This is a genomic window from Dyadobacter ginsengisoli DSM 21015 (assembly GCF_059568735.1).
This window is the reverse complement of the sequence record NZ_JCANTY010000007.1, coordinates 362,586-380,783: the sequence shown is the minus strand read 5'-3', so window position 1 is coordinate 380,783 and position 18,198 is coordinate 362,586. Positions and strand designations below refer to the sequence as shown.

General features: G+C 47.0%; 10 protein-coding genes. 7 read left to right on the top strand and 3 right to left on the bottom strand.

What is annotated here, in order from left to right; genetic code table 11:
* Positions 1-20: 20 nt before the first annotated feature.
* From BP71_RS26405 to bshC, 5 genes are all read left to right on the top strand, one after another.
* Complete coding sequence (locus tag BP71_RS26405; RefSeq protein WP_496384570.1) at positions 21-1,028, top strand: glycosyltransferase family 2 protein; 1,008 nt, start codon at positions 21-23, stop codon at positions 1,026-1,028.
* The gene (locus BP71_RS26400; RefSeq protein WP_496384569.1) at positions 1,025-2,140 is read left to right on the top strand and encodes a glycosyltransferase; all 1,116 of its coding nucleotides are present in this window, start codon (positions 1,025-1,027) and stop codon (positions 2,138-2,140) included. The genes BP71_RS26405 and BP71_RS26400 overlap by 4 nt, the downstream gene beginning before the upstream one ends.
* A 1-nt stretch (position 2,141) precedes the next feature.
* Positions 2,142-5,033: a putative Ig domain-containing protein gene (locus BP71_RS26395; protein WP_496384568.1), complete on the top strand. Its 2,892-nt coding sequence runs from the start codon at positions 2,142-2,144 to the stop codon at positions 5,031-5,033.
* A 142-nt stretch (positions 5,034-5,175) separates the two neighbouring features.
* Positions 5,176-6,990: an acyl-CoA dehydrogenase FadE gene (locus BP71_RS26390; protein ID WP_496384567.1), complete on the top strand. Its 1,815-nt coding sequence runs from the start codon at positions 5,176-5,178 to the stop codon at positions 6,988-6,990.
* A 250-nt stretch (positions 6,991-7,240) separates the two neighbouring features.
* Positions 7,241-8,791, top strand: a complete 1,551-nt coding sequence (bshC, locus tag BP71_RS26385) for a bacillithiol biosynthesis cysteine-adding enzyme BshC (protein WP_496384566.1) — start codon at positions 7,241-7,243, stop codon at positions 8,789-8,791.
* A 7-nt stretch (positions 8,792-8,798) separates the two neighbouring features.
* On the opposite strand, the gene BP71_RS26380 is transcribed toward bshC, so the two are convergent.
* The 3 genes from BP71_RS26380 to BP71_RS26370 all read right to left on the bottom strand — a co-directional run bounded on the left by BP71_RS26380 (position 8,799) and on the right by BP71_RS26370 (position 11,176).
* Positions 8,799-9,863, bottom strand: coding sequence for a hypothetical protein (locus tag BP71_RS26380; RefSeq protein WP_496384565.1), 1,065 nt, complete (start codon positions 9,861-9,863; stop codon positions 8,799-8,801).
* Positions 9,823-10,431, bottom strand: a complete 609-nt coding sequence (locus BP71_RS26375) for a hypothetical protein (RefSeq protein WP_496384564.1) — start codon at positions 10,429-10,431, stop codon at positions 9,823-9,825. The genes BP71_RS26380 and BP71_RS26375 overlap by 41 nt, the downstream gene beginning before the upstream one ends.
* Positions 10,432-10,612: 181 nt before the next feature.
* Positions 10,613-11,176, bottom strand: a complete 564-nt coding sequence (locus BP71_RS26370) for an RNA polymerase sigma factor (RefSeq protein ID WP_496384563.1) — start codon at positions 11,174-11,176, stop codon at positions 10,613-10,615.
* A 196-nt stretch (positions 11,177-11,372) separates the two neighbouring features.
* Here BP71_RS26370 and BP71_RS26365 point away from each other — a divergent pair, with 196 nt between their 5' ends.
* Both BP71_RS26365 and BP71_RS26360 read left to right on the top strand, forming a co-directional pair.
* Positions 11,373-12,596 carry a 4-hydroxy-3-methylbut-2-enyl diphosphate reductase gene (locus BP71_RS26365; RefSeq protein ID WP_496384562.1) on the top strand — a complete coding sequence of 408 codons (1,224 nt, stop codon included), beginning with the start codon at positions 11,373-11,375 and terminating at the stop codon, positions 12,594-12,596.
* Positions 12,597-12,735: 139 nt separating this feature from the next.
* On the top strand, positions 12,736-18,195 hold the full coding sequence (locus BP71_RS26360; RefSeq protein ID WP_496384561.1) for an alpha-2-macroglobulin family protein: 5,460 nt from the start codon (positions 12,736-12,738) through the stop codon (positions 18,193-18,195).
* Positions 18,196-18,198 lie beyond the last annotated feature (3 nt).

Below are 18,198 nucleotides of genomic sequence, written 5' to 3'. Positions count from 1 at the left end.
CTAACATGCACGTTTTTTTCATGGATGTATCCATTGTTATCATTAATTACAGGACCCCTCAACTAATCATTAATTGCTTAAATTCTATCTATCGATACACGTCCGGAGTTACTTTTGAGGTCATTGTAGTAGATAATGATCCGGAGAATGGTGGCGGGGCGTCGGTTAGGGAAGTGTATCCCGAAGTACGTTGGATTGACATGGAGTACAATGCGGGTTTCGGAATTGCTAATAACCGGGGAATGGAAATAGCGCAGGGAAAGTATTTTCTGTTGCTGAATGCAGACACGCTGGTTACAGATAATGTGATCCGACGGTGCTTTGACCGGATGAACGAGCGTCAGGACATCGTGGCATGCGGTGCATTGCAATACTATCCGGACGGCACGCCAATGCCATTCTATAGAAGTTTCAATGAGTTCAGGAGGACTTTTTTTATTCTTCCGCCCAGCGGCCTAATAGACAAGCTGATCCATCAACTTTATCCGGAACCGGCTTATGACGATCCCGACCAGTATGATTGGCTGGTGGGCGCATTTATGTTTGTCAGAAAGGAGGGTTTTGTGAAAACCGGTGGTTTCAGTAAAGACTTCTTTATGTACGGAGAAGATGTAGAATGGTCGGGGCGCCTTGGGCGGTTGGGCAAGCTATGTTATTTTCAGGATTGCACATTTGTACATCTGGAAAATAATAATCCGTTTCGCAGGACGAATATTTCCTGGATCAACCGGTTTAGTACGCAAATGCAGATATCCAATTTTCTATGGGTGCGGAAGCAATACGGGGTTGCTCAATATCTGCTGCTGATTTTGCATTACCTTTTCATGGTACCTGTGGTGTATGTATGGAAAATGCTTCTCAATCTAATAAAAAGCGGGAACCCCTTTTCCGAACTTCGTACACAGCATATATATGTTAGAAAGACCCGCGTTTTATTAAAATATTTCTGGAAAACGCTGTTCCTGAAAAAGGGTTTGTATAAAATCAAACCACAGGAGAACATCGATCTCTTAACTGCCTCTGCATGAACAGTAACAAAAAAAGAATCCTCTTTTTTACACCCTATGCCACACGAACAGGATCGGAGATGATGCTGTTGTACATTCTGAAAAAAATAGATCGCTCACGTTTCGACGTTGGAATCGTAAGTTTTGCAAACGGGGAACTGCTGGCTGAATTTCCGGAGGATATCCCGGTTCATATTGCTCCTCGAAAATTCAACACGATTCAAAAAATTTCCTTTCATCTGGGTGTGAACCCCACGCTCCGGCACCTGCGCAAGCTTGCCCGTGATTTTAAAGCGGATTTCTGGTATGTGAATACAACAATGATACCTGAGACCATCGTGGTGGCGAAGGAATTCTCGATCAAAGTGATCACGCACTTTCACGAAATGCCGCTGACCTATGCTTACCTGAGCGCACCGGATTTCAAAAGTATCGTAGATTACTCACACCTGCTGATCGGATGCTCGCAAACTACCTGTGACTCATTGAAACATGCAGGGGGAAAAAATGTAGGATTGCTTTACTCCTTTATCGATCCGTCACTGGTAAAAAAGGATGATAACCGTGCAGCGGAGATCCGGCAAAAACTGGGAATTCCGCCGGATGCGTTTGTTTGGGTGCTTTCGGGCATGACCTCTGAACGAAAAGGTTTCGATATGCTGCCCGACATCGCTGAGGAATTGAATGATCCCAACGTTCATCTGGTGTGGGTAGGTGCAGCAATCGACGATGGACTGGTGTATTATACCGAACAGCGTTGTGCCGACAATACATCTGCTACGAAAATTCATTTGACGGGTAAGCAAAAAGAAGATTATTATAATTACCTTAATATGGGAAATGGTTTTCTGCTAACCTCCCGGCAAGACCCTTTTCCATTGGTGATGATCGAATCCGCGTTGCTGGGTAAGCCCATCGTTTCTTTTCCTTCCGGAGGTGTTTCAGAGTTTGTCCAGGATGGAATGGGCGTCGTTACGGACGATCTGAGTGTCAAACAGATGGTGCGTGCAATGCGGTCGATTATGAGCGGAGAAATAATAACCGACAGTGCGAAAAGCATTACGGTCGCAAGCCGGTTCAATGTGGAAAATGGATATAATGAATGGATCGAATTAATTGACAGAAATCAATAATATGCTCAATTCTACGTACGAGTTCAGATGGTTGGCCCGGGTATTTTTTTCGCTGACCTGCCTGACGGTGGTTTGGAACCCGGTTTCGGGGCAAAGTCAACAGCGGACATTGGAATTAGACACCCAGCGCTACATGGCGCTGATGCTCCTGAATCTTACTAATCCCGATGATATTGGTCCTGAACCGGACCTGATCCGGTCGGCTAAGCAGTTTGGACTCAACGCCGTCTACATAACTATTCCCTGGGATAAGGTCTATTTCAATTCTCCCACCGAAAAGCCGCAATGGGCTAAGTACGACGATCAGATCAAGATTGCGACAGATCTCGGAATGAAGGTGGCATTACGCGTCCACCTCGGCAGGCACAGCACGCGCATTAAAGGCTTTTGGGAAGTTTCCGATAGCCAGTTTAGCCATTCCAACAAGCCCTTGCTCAGCGGTTACCAGGACACGTCCTTCGGTTTTGACAACCAACCCATTGTCGACAAGGGTGTTGCCTTTGTTAAAGAAGTGGTGACGCGGTACAAACATTTACAGACTGAAAAAAAGCTGTTGTATGTATCAGTGACCAATACGGGAACCCAGGAGGGCGAGTATCCGGGAGGGCTTATCGTCGACGGGAAGGAAGATGCCGCAGTTTATGATTATTCGCCGTCGATGGTGAAAGGATTTAAAGAGTTTGTAAAGCAGCATTATAAAAAGATCGAGCGGATCAACTTTTTATGGGGTATGACCTTCAAGTCGTTCGACGAAGCCAACCCACCTGCTACATCCTGGGAGCCTAACCTTTCCTTTCGGCAGCGATATGGCAAGGATTGGTACATTTACAGACATCTCGTATTCAAGAAGTATGTGGAGCAAATGGTCACCGCAATCAAGTCGGTCGACCCGAACATTAAATACGTCTCCGATTACGGTTCTGTGTTCGATTCACAATCTGCTACACGGGGTACACTGGGTTTTCTGGACCTGAATGAAAAGACCGACGGGATCAAAGTCAATGACAATCTGGCTACACACGATCACCGCTGGTCGGTAGATATTTTGAAAAGTGATGCCCCTCCGGGATTTGTGATCTGTAATGAGCTCTTTGTCAGCTCTTACCTCGATAACAATGCACACATGAAGCAGATCAATGAGAACTTCGAGCATGGCGCCAATGTGGTTGCGGTGGTTGTGTCGCAGAAAGAGCAGATGGCCCGTGCAGAAGGGTTCCTCAGGCAAGGAGCAGCCACCTGGCTCACCCAGCCGATGAAGCCGATTGTCTATGCGGATTCAGTGAGTTACCGACTCTCGGCGGCCACCGAAAAGGGGGGGGCGCAGGGCGTGATTTACGATGAATGGGCCAGGCGCGCTTATGCGGATCCTGCACGCCCGAGGCCGGTGCGCATTCACCTGGTGGAAGATTTGCTGTCTCCGAGCTATTGGGATGATGCGTCTAACTATGCGCCGTATGTATTCAGACCGGTGCCGATGCAGATCATTCCTGTGAATAAGGATTTTAACTATAAACTTCCCATCGACACATTTTCGGATGTAGACGGCACCGTGGTAAGAGTCGAAGTAGGCGCATTGCCTTCGTGGCTGCGCTATGAAGGAGGCTTCCTGCGAGGCAGGCCAACGGCACTAGGTGATTTCCGGATTCAGGTGAAGGGAATTGATGATGAAGGTGGTTCCGCGGAAGCATTCTTTACGATTCGGGTCGATACGAGAGAGAATGCCAACAAGCCGCCTACCGTAGACAGTAATTTCTCGAATCAGATGGTGGCAATCGATAAGGCTTTTACATTCGCTATCCCTAAAACTGCCTTTACGGATCCGGATGGAGATATTACGAAGGTCGAGGCCAGCGAGCTTCCGTCGTGGCTTAAATTCTCGAACGGAGTTTTGAGTGGTACGCCTAACAAATTAGGCGACTACCGCATTATCCTTAAAGCCTACGACGATCTGAATGCATTTGTGGAGACCTATTTTACGATCAAGGTCGTAGAGCCTCAGTTTCTCAATGCACCGCCTTTTGCGACCAGTACGCTGCCGGTCAAATACGCACAGATCAACATGCCTTTCAACTACATTTTGCCGACAAATATCTTTGGAGACCCTGATGGATACATTTCTTCGATCTCGGTGCAAAATCGTCCTTCCTGGCTCAATTTTGCATTGAACGTCTTTTCAGGAACGCCAACCGAGGAGGGGGAGTACCGGCTCATTATCCGGGCGTATGACAATGCAGGAGCTTATGTAGAGATTCCGCTCGTTCTGTTGGTTCAGATTCCCGAAATACGTTTTGAGCTCGTACAGGCAGGTAGCAAGGTTGACCAACGGGTTATCCGGAAACTATCCGGCGACGACGTTATTCCGTATGACTCCTTGCCGCCGTTGCTGAACATGTACGCCTATGGCAACTTTGAATATGACAAGGTTTCGTTCGATTTGAATGGTCCCTATCGTAAAAAGTCCACAACATCGATCTTTCCCTATGCATTGTATGGAGATGCGTCCGGTTTTGCTCCGTACGTTGGGCGCTACACCCTCACGGTCACGGCATTCAAAGAGGATTCAGCTGTGGTGACGAACTCGATCGAATTTGGGATTTCAGATGGTGATAAAGCCAATATTGCCAAGAATATGGACGATTGGGCATTTTATCCTAACCCTGCCGAGAGCATTGTCAATATCAAGCTGCCTGAGTACGAGCCCGGAGACAGTTTGAGTTATGAAATTATTTCTGTTAGCGGCAAGCGGATGCCGATTCCCAATAGCGTGGTGAAGGTTTCGGATGGCCTTGCCAATTTTGATCTGGACGCCATAGGGCTCTCATCAGGGATCTATTTTATCCGTGTTGAAAATAACGGCGCCTTTCTGAAGCAATTCAAGATACTTAAAAAGTAGGCTGGTCGCGTGTTGTCACGCACCAGCCTACTTTTTTAATAATAGTATGCTTGCATAATAATTCCTATAAATTATATTTGCATAGCTTGTGATAGTATGCTTGCATACTTTACAATCGTTCCTGATTAACCCGCATTCAGATATGTCCGTTGCAGCAATAAACCAAACGTCCATCAAAGGGGGCGAATTTCTTATTAAAGAAACCCTCGCCAGCCAGATTTTTATTCCGGAAGAGTTTAATGAAGAGCAGCGTATGATCGCTGATACCTGCCGCGACTTCCTCGCCAAAGAGGTATGGCCTCACCTGGATGAGATCGATCAGGCTAAAAGTCCCGCAATGATCGCCGGGCTTATGGATAAGGCGGGTGAGCTTGGATTATTGGGAACTGTTGTGCCGGAGGAATATGGAGGTTTTGGAATGAATTTCAATACTTCCATGCTGGTGGCGGAGGCTACCGGGGCCGGAAACTCATTTTCGGTCGCGCTTTCCGCACACACAGGTATCGGGACCTTGCCCATTCTGTATTACGGCAACGAATCTCAAAAAGGTACATATTTACCCAAGCTGGCTTCCGGTGAATGGAAAGCAGCATATTGTCTGACGGAACCGGATTCCGGGTCTGACGCTAACTCCGGCAAAACGAAGGCGAAGCTGTCGGAGGATGGTCGGCATTATGTGATCAACGGGCAAAAAATGTGGATTACCAATGGTGGTTTCGCAGATGTCTTCATTGTTTTTGCCAAAGTGGAGGAGAATGGGCAGACGGACAAGAACCTGACTGCTTTTATCATCGAGAAGTCTTTTGGCGGGATCACGATGAATGAGCCCGAGCATAAAATGGGTATCAAAGGCTCTGACACGCGTCAATTGTTTTTCAACGATTGTCTCGTACCGGTTGAAAACATGCTTTCGGAAAGAGGCAATGGATTTAAAATTGCCGTTAATATTCTCAACATCGGAAGAATTAAACTCGCCGCTGCGGCTCTCGGTGGTGCGAAGCGCGTGGCTGTCCAGGCGATTCAATACGCTAACGAGCGGAAGCAGTTCGGTACAGCGATTGCCGGTTTCGGGGCGATTAAGCACAAACTGGCCGAAATGGCAGTCGGAATGTTTGCTACGGAGTCGGCGGCCTATCGCGTGGGCCAAAATATCGATGATCTGATCCTGGCATTTAAGGAACAGGGGTTACCTGATTCGGATGCTAAACTGAAAGCATTGGAAGAATTCGCCATCGAATGCGCGATCATGAAGGTGCATGGCTCCGAGGTCCTCGATTTTGTGGTTGACGAAGGAGTTCAGATTTATGGCGGAATGGGGTTCTCTGCCGACGCGCCGATGGATCGGGCTTATCGTGACAGCCGTATCAACCGGATTTTTGAAGGGACCAACGAGATTAACCGGCTTCTGGTTGTAGATATGCTCCTCAAACGTACCATGAAAGGTCAGCTTGACCTGATGGGGCCGGCTACGGCGGTCGGCAAGGAAATCCTGTCGATTCCGGATTTTAGCGCGGACGAGGAGGAAGTATTTTTCGCAGCCGAAAAGAAGGTGATCAAAAATCTCAAAAAAGCCGCGTTGATGGTTGCAGGTGCTGCGGTTCAAAAGTTTATGATGAAACTTTCCGACGAGCAGGAAATCATCATGAATGTGGCGGATATGATAATCGAAATATATGTAGCCGAGTCGGTATTACTGAGAGTCGAGAAAAGTGTAGGCCTGGAAAGTGCAGGTGTTCATGCTTTGAAGAAAGATATGGCATTGGTATACCTGAACCGTGCGGTGGAACGTGTGAGCCAGGCAGGGCGGGCCGCTATTACCAGCTTTGCCGAAGGCGACGACTTGAATGTGATGCTGATGGGGCTGAAACGGTTTACGAAGACCGCTCCCACGAACCTCAAAGAAGCGCGCCGTAGGATCGCCGACGAGCTGATCGCGAAAAATGATTATGTCTTTTAGAAATTATAAAATATCTCAGGTAACTTACCTGCACAACTGAAAACCAAAATGTATCCATTGAAAGCCGTATCTGACTCAGGTGCGGCTTTTTTGTAACTTGGCAAAAGGTTTTTTATTCTATCTCAAATTGCGCAATTTTGGGAAACCAAAATCGGCCCCTTTCTCGTTAAGTCTAAGGTTTCTTTTTTGATTCAAAATCGCAAAAATACTTACGTTGGATTCTCTACTAGCTACTGAAAAGCCACCTTTCATGATATTGCATTCCGTGGATCTGCGTACCACTGGCCAGTTTCCTGCATTATTACTTGACTATCTGGATCAGAAACCGACGCTGGAATCTTTCTATGGTACTTTTCCAACGCTGGAAAATGCCGAGAAAGTAATTTTGAATAAAAAGGGCTTTGATCAGGAGAAAAGAAGTACGCTTGTCGGGGTGCTGGAAAAGCAGTACCGCGGTTTGCCTTCCCTACCTGATTTTTCAGTATTACTGCACGAGAACACATTCACAGTAACAACCGGTCATCAGCTGAATATTTTTACCGGTCCGCTGTACATTATTTATAAGATCGTTACGATCATCAAACTTGCGGAAGCGTTAAAAGCAAAATACCCGGATTGCAATTTCGTGCCCATTTACTGGATGGCAACGGAAGATCATGATTTTGAGGAAATTGCATCGTTTCATCTGTTCGGGCAGACGCACAAATGGACTGGCGAGCACAAAGGCGCAGTGGGAAGACTCAATCCAAAGGAGCTGTCCGGTATTCTGAAACAATTGCCTGACAAGCCGTTGCTGTTTACGAAAGCCTATCTGGAAAACAATACACTGGCCGACGCGGTGCGATGTTACATGCACGAATTGTTCGGGCACTGCGGCCTGATTAGTCTGGACGCTGATCATGCGGATCTTAAACGCGAATTTCTTCCCGTTATCAGGGAGGAACTGCAAACCTCCATTTCGGAGAAGCTTGTTACCGACACTACTTCCCGACTGAATGCGCTGGGCTATCACACGCCCCTGCATGCGCGCGAAATCAATTTTTTCTATCTGGATGATAACCTGCGTGAGCGGATCACGCGCGAAGGGGATACTTTCAGGGTATTGAATACAGATTTCTCGTTTACTGAGGAAGAAATTCTGGTACTGGCGGAGCAACATCCCGAACGTTTCAGTCCCAATGTGATCCTGCGGCCATTGTATGAAGAGGTTATTTTACCGAATATTGCGTATATAGGAGGACCGTCAGAGGTGCCGTACTGGATGCAGTTGAAGGCTGTATTTGATCATTTTGGTGTTCCCTATCCTATGCTGATGCCGCGCAATTTTGCGCTCTACATAAACGGTCATCAATATAAGAAGGCCCAAAAGTTAAAGATTAACTATAAGGATCTGTTCCTGGACGAGATTGCTTTACGTAAGACGTTTATCGAACGCAATACGGAGCATGTCCTCAATCTGACCGATCAAAAGGATGCATTCAATGTGATTTTCGATGAGATTCTGGCTAAGGCAACAGAAGTGGATCAAACCATGCATGGGGCTGTAAAGGCGGAACAGACGCGGCTGCTCAATTCATTGAAACACCTTGAAAAAAGGATTATCCGTGCGGAAGAGCGGAATCACGAGTCGGAAATTGAGCAATTACTGACCCTTAAAAACAAACTGTTCCCGAACGGAATCGCCCAGGAACGGTATGATAATTTATTGAATTTCTACATCAACGACCCTCAGTTCATTCAGAAGCTGTACAATGCCTTTGATCCGCTGGATTTCAGGTATAATGTGCTGTTGGAAGAATAAAGAATCTTTAATCTTTCAGTTTGACGTCGCCAAAACGGGAGTTGATTGTGATCTTTGTTCCTGATCCGGTTCCAATTTTACCCTGGTATTGTCGCATCTTATCGTGCCGACCGTCTTTTTCCGGCTGCATTGAAAAATTTACATTAGTTGCGGGGTAACTGAAATTACCGTACGTTACCGTCACATTGAACTGGTTAGCCTCCGCAGGCAATATAACTGAAGAGTAGGCAGCCTGTATATCGACATTCTGCGCAGAATTGGTCAGTTCGTCAATTTTGAAATTGCCGGAGTAGTTCAGCTTGATTTTCCCAGTACCTCGGATAGTGCCGATTTTTGCACCGGAATAGTCGATATCAGCGTCCAGGTTAATAACATCGCCGATGTTGAGGTCTCCGAACTTGTTGTTCAACCATATTTTTTTTGCCTGATCGAGTTTGAGGTTTGAGTATTGAAATTCCAGTTTTCCTCCATCCATTTTCCCGATTTTGGCGCTTCCATATCGAACGTCGATCACATTATCCGCGTTGTCAAGGACATTAGCCATGAAGCTCCCGTATTTCGAATCCACGATCAGCGGTGCATGGAAAGCGGGAATGTCGGTATTGCCAAACTTGTTGCGAACGGTAAGCGCATTTTCCTTAGGCATATAGATCGTATAATCGATCTGGATGAAATTTTTGTCGCCTTTCCGGTTATTCCAGCTATTGTTGCCAAACTGGCTCCGGTCAATCCGTGTAGTGAGGCTGATCGCATTTTTGACGCGCCTTTCATCGATATTAACAGCGCTGAGGTATTCCGAAGCACGTGAGTCAGAGGGAGCATTGGCCGTAATCACAATTTCAATTTTGATCTCTTCCTTAGCCCATAGATTCACTTTTACGAGGCCAAACTGGTTGTCAACTTCAAGTGCATCACTCTTTTTGACGTCAAAAATCTTTACAATATTCCTTCTTTTTTCTACCAACCCGTTTTGTTCGGACTCGTCGGGATGGAGGGCTGCGCTGGCTACCTGTGGCAGTATCAAAACCGCACTAAATAACAGGAGCGTCGCTATTTTCTTTATCGTTGTCATTTTTCACTTTGTTAATACGTTGCAAAATTTCCAGTTGTTGATTCAGGAGATCAACTTGCCATTGTAGGTTCTGGACCATAGCTTCCAGCAAAGCTTCCTGGTTAGGGGCGTTCGATAAGTTGGAACGCAAGTTTTTGTAACTCGTTTCCAGACTTTCCAAATCAGCAGAGAAATCCTTGTACAGCTCGGGGTTGTTCCGGGCAAGTTTGATGATCTCGTCCCTTTTTTGGTCTATTGCAACATTGTATTGATTGAATTCGCGGGCGTAGGCGGGGACTTTCAGGGCCACATTAGGGTCACGGGTAATGCCATACTCGTTATTGAGGTAAACCAAAAATCCGATTCCCAGCGCCAGGAAAACCCCAGCGGCAATTCGCCAATCGAAATACGGATTATTCAGCCGCCTTATTTTTTTTTTCGATTTTTCGGATACTATCGGAATCTCATTATGTAGTTGGCTCTCAATTTGACTCCACAAAGAATCCTGCGGTAAGAAAGTATCAAATCCATCCCTGTTATCTCGCACAAACCGCTCCAATCGATCCTTTTTATCAGAAGAATTTTTCATAGATTAATTAACTTGTCAAGTGTAAATAATAGTCTCAAATCCGTAATAGTTTAAGGGTTCAATATCTTATACTCGCTTTGCAAATTCTGTCATCGTTGGTCAGAGATTGTCAAGAGTTGTCAATTTGATGTTTCTCTCCATGACCATACCTGACCATTTCCTGATGCTTCTGACCGTTCTGTTAACGTACCAGCATCTCAGTCAATTTACGCTTTGCCCGCATATATTGAGTTCGGGACGTGGTTTCGCTGATCCCCAGCACCTCTCCGATTTCTTCGTGGTCGTAGCCTTCGAAAAGATAAAGGCTGAGCACCACCCGGTAACCGTCCGGCAATTTTTGTACCGCATTCCGTACCCTTTCTATTTCAAGCGTGGTGTCGCTCTCATCCAGTCCGAAAGAATCCTCATTACGGTCACTCTGTTCCAGTGTTTCCTGGAATTCGTTAATTTCTACCCACTTCACCTTCCTGCTCCGCATATGGTTGATCGCCTTGTTGACCACAATTTGCTTCAACCATGCCCCAAAGGTTGACTGCTGCCGGAACTGATGCAGATTCGTGAATGCATCCACAAATGCCTCCTGTAACGCATCCTCAGCCTCTCCAATATGGTTTAATATCCGCATGCAGATGTTGAACATGGCTTTGGAGTAATGTTTGTAAAGTTCGTATTGCGCTTTGCGCTCTCCGAGTTTACAACGCTCCACCAGTTCGACGTGCCGGTCGGGGTAGATTTGTGTTTTCAAGCAGAAGGTTTATATTTTGAACGTTCTGAATCAAAGACAACGCTTTCAACTACATGTTGCATTCATTAAAAAAATATTTTCAAAATGAGATGGCCGAACAATGTCGAAACCGGCGTTGTTGTAAAGTGAGGCCGCGTATCTTTGTAACTGGAAACGTTTTGGCCTGTTGCTACGGGCAATCTACCGATTTTAGTAAATGAAAACATTCAATATCCCCGATTTTTACCGGAGCCGTATTATCACGCCGATCAAGGAGTTCCGTCGTAAGAATGACAAGTTGAAAAGGGATTATTCGCCTACCGTGCTTGATTTCGGACCTGTGCAATTTCTGATTGCGCGGCACTTCGGCTTCTGTTACGGAGTCGAGAATGCGATTGATATTGCATATAAAGCCATTGCCGAAAATCCGGGCAAACGCATTTTTCTGCTGAGCGAGATGATCCATAATCCGGATGTAAACCGGGATTTAATGGAACGCGGCGTCCAATTTATCATGGATACGAAAGGAAATCAGCTGATCGGCTGGGACCACTTAACCAAAGAGGACATTGTCATTGTTCCCGCCTTCGGGACGACCATAGAAAACCAAAAAAAACTGTCCGAGCTGGGGGTGAATGCATATGTATATGATACAACTTGTCCCTTTGTAGAGAAGGTATGGAATCGGGCAGCGCAGATCGGAGAGAAGAACTATACGATTATCGTCCATGGAAAACCTAATCACGAAGAAACAAGGGCAACTTTTTCGCACAGCAAGGAGAATGCTCCGACCATCGTGGTGGAGGATATGAAGCAGGCGCAATTGCTGGCGTCGTACATGACCGGTGAGAAGCCGGCTTTACAGTTTTTTGAGGATTTCAAAAATCAGTATTCGACAGGATTCGATCCGGAGCGGGATTTGCAGCGAATAGGGGTAGTCAATCAGACGACCATGCTGGCTTCGGACACCCAGGGCATAGCCGATTACCTCAAAAATGTGATGATCCGGCATTATGAGCTTCGCCCCGAGCAGGTAGAAGATCGTTTTGCCAACACACGCGATACATTATGCTATGCCACTAACGACAACCAGGACGCCACTTATGCATTGCTGACCCATGAAGCTGATCTGGTAATCGTGGCGGGAGGTTACAACAGTTCCAATACTTCCCATTTGGTCGAGCTATGCGAGCAGAAATTTCCTACTTACTTTATTGAATCAGTCAATAAGATCCTGGACCGGCATTTGATCCGTCATTTCGATCTGCATAAAAAAGGAGAAATCGTGACGGAAAACTATTTGCCCGAAAAATCTCCCGTACGCATTATGCTTACATGCGGCGCCTCCTGCCCGGACGCGGTGGTGGAGGGAATTCTGGTCAGGGTGCTGTCATTTTTTGAAGGTGCGAAGCCTATTGAAGAAATAATGCAGACGTTTTGAGGAAGCAGTTACCGTAAAATCTCAAAGAAGCACCGTTGAATCATTTGAAAGTGGTTATTTAAAGCGAATTAACTTATATAAGCTAATTTAGACGTATGATTTTGATCCTAAAATCATACGTTTTTATATCTTCTTTCCTATGAAAAAGACTTCCATCCTTTGTTCTTTTTGCCTCCTTCTGTTCGTCTGGTTTTTTAATAGCTGCTCTTCATTCAATGAAATCCGCATCGCGGGGACCAACTTTACCGAGGAGGTTGGGCAGTCGCAGAATCTGGTTTTTACATTTAACAAAGACTTAGTTTCGGCAGATGCGCTCAACAGTTGGGATTCGACGCAATACGTACAGTTTGAACCGGCAGTTCGTGGGAAATTTAAATGGACTGCGCCCAACGAACTCGTGTTTTCACCGGTAGCGGGTTTTGGCGCCGCTACATCTTACAGAGCGCAACTTACCGACCTGGTCACTGCAAGGGCAGGGAGCGATAAGAAATTAAAAGTTTCCAAAGACCCCATTGGTTTTCACACGCCGTACCTGCAATTGGTTGAGTCGGAAAGCTGGTGGACGTTATCCCAGGAAACAGGACGTCAGGAAGCAAGGTTACGATTGGTTTTTAATTACCCGGTCAATAGCCAGAACGTGGCTGAGAAACTGAAAATCATGTCAGGGACGCAGTCGCTGGATTACAGGATACTGCCTTCCCAGAACGAGACATCTGTCGTGGTTGCTTTTTCAAATGCGGGTAAGGCAGATAACAATGAAACGCCGGTCAATGTGACACTTGACAAGGGTGTGAAAGTCCAGAACACCTCGTATAGCAGCCAGGAGGCTTTGGCCAGGATGGTCAGCATCCCTTCTCCTTTGCATCTGGAAGTAGTCGATATCAAAACAGGGTTTGAAAATAACACTGGCTACGCGCGGATCATTACGACCCAGGAGCTCGATAAGGAAAGCATTGCGAACAGCTTTTCCGTTAACCCGGAGGCGTCGGTAGAAACGGAGCCGACCGAGAATGGATTTATTCTTCGGGGCGCATTCAATGAGACGGATACATATGTATTGCAATTGAACAAAACCCTGAAAGGCATCCTCGGGCAGGCTTTGGAGGAAGAAGCTTCAAGGGACCTGTTTTTTGGCAAGATGCCTGCGGCTATCTCGTTTGCAAACAAAAAGGGACTTTATTTATCGAGCAAAAGTTCAAGAAATATTGGTGTTCAGATCGTCAATGTCCCCAAAGTACAGGTCCGCATTTCCAAGCTGTATGCTAACAATATCCTGCATTACATACATAACAACCGTTGGAATGACTACGCATACATAGGTGACGACTGGCAACCGACCGGCAATTTCAATTACAGTGACGACCGTGAAAGTCATTTAAGCGATGTGATTGTAAATAAGGTTGTAGAGACCCAAAACCTCTCAAAAAGCAAGGGTGTATCGGCGCTCAACATCGCATTGCCCGACGATAATAAGCGTCAGGGCGTATATCTGGTAGCGGTAAATTCGGAGGAAGAAGCTTATCTCGGAGCCACCAAGCTGGTATCTATTTCAGATATCGGGCTGATCGCCAAACAAGGAAAAGACGAGATCTGGGTTTTTGCCAATTCCATCAAAACCAATGAACCCATTAGCGACCTGGAGTTAACGCTCGTGAGCTCGAACAACCAAAACGTTTTTACATTCAAAACCGATGGTGACGGCATTGCCCACGTCGACAATCTGAGTGAAAAAGCGCCCGGATTTAAGATTGCGATGATTACGGCCAGTTCGGAAGAAGATTTCAACTACCTGTTGCTGGAAGACACGCAGGTGCTGACGTCGAGATTCGATGTGGAAGGACTGCGGGATAATGCTTCGGGTTACCAGGTTTTTATTTACGGTCAGCGGGATATTTACCGTCCTGGCGAAACCATGCATTTCAACACTGTACTACGGACTCAGGATTGGAAAACCGCGGGCAAGGTTCCGCTGAAATTGCGGCTGCTGACGCCGAACGGCCGGGAGTTCAGGACCTGGCGCAAGATAACCAACGAACAAGGGGCCATTGAAACGGAAATTCCACTGGATGCGGGTGTGTTGACAGGAACCTATATCCTGGAAGTTTACAATGGCAATGAAGTTCTGCTCGGATCGCAGGCAGTTAGCGTGGAAGAGTTCATGCCCGACAGAATCAAAGTTGATCTCAGTGGAGCAGTAAAGGATTATGTATCAGGACAAAAGGTGTCATTGATTGCCACTGCAACGAACCTGTTCGGCCCGCCTGCCAGTAACCGGAACTATGAAATGGACTTCCAACTTCAGAGAAAAGGGTTTTCAGCAAAGGCTTTCCCGGAATACACGTTTAATATACCAGCCGAAACTACTTTTGAACGTGATAGTCGGCAAGGGACTACCAATGAGCAGGGACAAGCCTCCGAGCATTTTACATTGTTATCAGGTTTGCAGGACATCGGCGTGCTGGAAGGGAAAATTTACGTCACGGTTTTTGATGAAAACGGCCGGCCCGTTAACCGGCTGCAACGTTTCGATGTGTACACGCAACCGGTGTTTTACGGCATACGGCTGCCCGACTCTTATGTGGGAACCAATGCGCCGGTTCCGGTAGAAATCGTGGGAGTTAATAAAAATGGAGCATTGCAGGGTGGGGCATCAGCGAGTATTGAAGTAGTTCGTCTGGAATATCAGACGGTGGTCGAAAAAAAATACGACCGGCTCCAGTATACGTCCAGGAAAAATGAAAAGCTGGTTTATTCCAATAAACTCAATCTGTCGGGTGGAAAAGGCACATTCCGCTATGTTCCGACCGTTTCAGGCGAATACGAAGTGCGGGTAAAGCGACCGGGTGCAGCGCACTATACACTCGCCAATTTTTACGCATATGGATATGGCTATACCCAGTACTCGTCATTCGAAGTAAGCAATGAAGGACGGGTGCTGATGGAAACCGACAAGGAACGGTACAAAACAGGTGAATCGGCAAAGGTGCTATTTAAAACACCTTTTGACGGCCGCTTGCTGGTGACGGTAGAGCGCAACAACGTACTCGAACAGCATATTCTGAACACAGAAAAGAAAGCGGCGGAACTTACATTCAAGATCAGCGAAGCACATTTGCCCAATGTGTTTGTGACTGCAACGCTGATCAGGCCGCTGGATGCTTCGGATATGCCTTTGACGGTAGCCCACGGGTTTACCCCGATTGTTGTAGAAGATCCCGATAGGAAACTACCGGTCAGCATCGTAGTGGTCGAGAAGTCGAGGTCCAAGATGAAACAGCAGATCAGGATCAAAACGGAACCGAATGCGGAGATCACATTAGCGGTGGTAGATGAAGGGATATTACAAATTAAAAACTCTCAAACTCCTGATATTCACGGGCATTTTTATCAAAGACGGGCATTGGAAGTTACCAGCCATGACTTGTACGCTCAGCTTTTCCCGGAATTGACCATTTCCGGTACTTCAACTTCAGGTGGTGACGGTTATGATCTGGAAAGAAGGATCAACCCGCTCAGCAACGGACGAACCGAGCTCGTATCCTTCTGGAGCGGGCATTTGAAAGCGAATGGAAGCGGTGACGTTACTTTCGATGTAAATATTCCGCAATTCAGCGGGGATCTGCGGATTATGGCTGTGGCTTACAAAGACAATGCCTTTGGCTCTGCGACGAAAAATATGAAAGTGGCTGATCCTATCGTGATCAGTGCCGGTTTACCGCGTTTCCTGAGCCCGGGCGATGAGCTGGTTTTGCCTGTCAACATCAGTAATACGGAGAATAAGGCAACCACAGCATCGGTGTCTGTACAATTGGCAGGTCCGCTCGCTGCCGGGGCGGCGCCTTTGGTTCAAAATATAACTATCCCGGCTGGTAAGGAAACAAGGGCTGTTTTTGCGGTGAAAGCATTGACGGCAATAGGAGTAGGCAAGGTGACGGTGAAAGTGAATGCATTTAAAGAAACATTCATGAATCAAACTGAAATCTCAGTCCGCCCCGCGTCTCCGTTGCTCAAAACCAGCACTTCCGGGCTGATAGCGGGTGAAAAGCAGGGAGTGATCGACCTCGGTTCGTCGTTTATTCCTGCGACTAGCAGCAGTCAGATGATATTGAGCCGTTCTCCGCTGGTGCAGGGAGGAGGAAAAGCGCTATCTACATTGTTGGGTTATCCTTATGGCTGTTTGGAACAAACGATATCGAAAGCGTTCCCGCAGATCTATTTTGCCGACCTGACCAAGGCCATGGCCGCACCGGTTTACACTGTGAAGAGTACGGAAAGTGATTTCAATCCAATGACTAATGTGCAGCAGGCGATCAGGAAGGTAGAATCCCAGCAACTTTTCAACGGAGGAATGGGCATGTGGCCCGGGGCACAACTGGAAGATTGGTGGGCGACCGCTTATGCCGTCCATTTTCTTGAAGAGGCGCGCAGGGCAGGCTTTGAAGTAGATGCCAAAACGTTGAGCCGCGCGGTAGAATACCTCACCTCAGAAACAGGCAGAACTGCAAATCGTGAAGTAGTTACCGCGAGCACAAGCAATGGACTCGCCTACGAAGGCCAGCCGACCGGAACGCAGACGCGGAAAACCGTTGCGCGCAGGGAAGCAATTTATTCATTGTACGTACTGGCGTTGAATGGACATCCGAATCGCGCTTCCATGAATTATTATAAGCAGAATCCACATTTGCTGACACTCGATTCTCAGTATCTGCTTGCAGGCGCATTTCAACTGGCGGGAGATTCGAGGAGTTTTAATGCATTGCTTCCCAAGAAATACATAGTTGAGAGTACAGGGCAATATTTTGACCATAGCTATTCATCTCCGCTTCGGAATATGTCTTTGGTTTTAAATACACTGCTGGAATCGGAGCCCTCGAACCTCCAAATTCCTGTAATGGCGCGCCAGCTTTCCAAGGCCATTCAATCCGCTTCCTACCTGAATACCCAGGAAGCCGCTTTTGCGGTTCTTGCATTGGGTAAGCTGGCCAAAAAGACATCCGGCTCTATTGTAACCGCTTCGGTATCCGCCAACGGCAAATCACTTGGGCAGTTCTCAGGTAAGGAGCTCAAAATTGCAAAAGGCATTGTGAATCAGAAAGTGTTGGTGAAAACCCAAGGCAAGGGAGATTTATATTGGTTTGCCCAAACCGAAGGAATGTCTGCCACCGGGACCTACACCGAAGAAGATCAGGGCATCAGTATTCGCAGAGAGTTTTTAACGCGCAATGGCAGCCCGGTTCAGACTTTCCACCAGAATGATCTCGTAGTAGTGAAGCTTACGCTCACCAGCACCAATGGACTGCCGGTCGACGACATTGTAATCACGGACTTGTTGCCCGCGGGCTTCGAAATCGAAAATCCTCGTATCACAGAGCCGCGTGACATGCCGTGGATCACGAATGCGGCTGTTCCCCGTTACTACGATGTCCGGGATGACCGCATTCATTTCTTCACAGTTGCGGAAGGGCGCCCGAGCACATTTTACTACCAGGCCCGAATTGTGGCAAAAGGGACCTTTACCGTAGGACCTGCCGCCGCAGACGCCATGTATCAAGGCGAATACCGGAGTTATTCAGGCGGACGTAAGATTACCGTCGAATAACTT

Bases quoted from the DNA above. Each gene is read 5' to 3' on its own strand.
- BP71_RS26405 (WP_496384570.1), top strand. From the start codon at position 21: ATGGATGTATCCATTGTTATCATTAATTACAGGACCCCTCAACTAATC.
- BP71_RS26395 (WP_496384568.1), top strand. From the start codon at position 2,142: ATGCTCAATTCTACGTACGAGTTCAGATGGTTGGCCCGGGTATTTTTT.
- BP71_RS26365 (WP_496384562.1), top strand. From the start codon at position 11,373: ATGAAAACATTCAATATCCCCGATTTTTACCGGAGCCGTATTATCACG.
- BP71_RS26360 (WP_496384561.1), top strand. From the start codon at position 12,736: ATGAAAAAGACTTCCATCCTTTGTTCTTTTTGCCTCCTTCTGTTCGTC.
- BP71_RS26380 (WP_496384565.1), bottom strand. From the start codon at position 9,863: ATGACAACGATAAAGAAAATAGCGACGCTCCTGTTATTTAGTGCGGTT.
- bshC (WP_496384566.1), top strand. From the start codon at position 7,241: ATGATATTGCATTCCGTGGATCTGCGTACCACTGGCCAGTTTCCTGCA.
- BP71_RS26375 (WP_496384564.1), bottom strand. From the start codon at position 10,431: ATGAAAAATTCTTCTGATAAAAAGGATCGATTGGAGCGGTTTGTGCGA.
- BP71_RS26400 (WP_496384569.1), top strand. From the start codon at position 1,025: ATGAACAGTAACAAAAAAAGAATCCTCTTTTTTACACCCTATGCCACA.
- BP71_RS26390 (WP_496384567.1), top strand. From the start codon at position 5,176: ATGTCCGTTGCAGCAATAAACCAAACGTCCATCAAAGGGGGCGAATTT.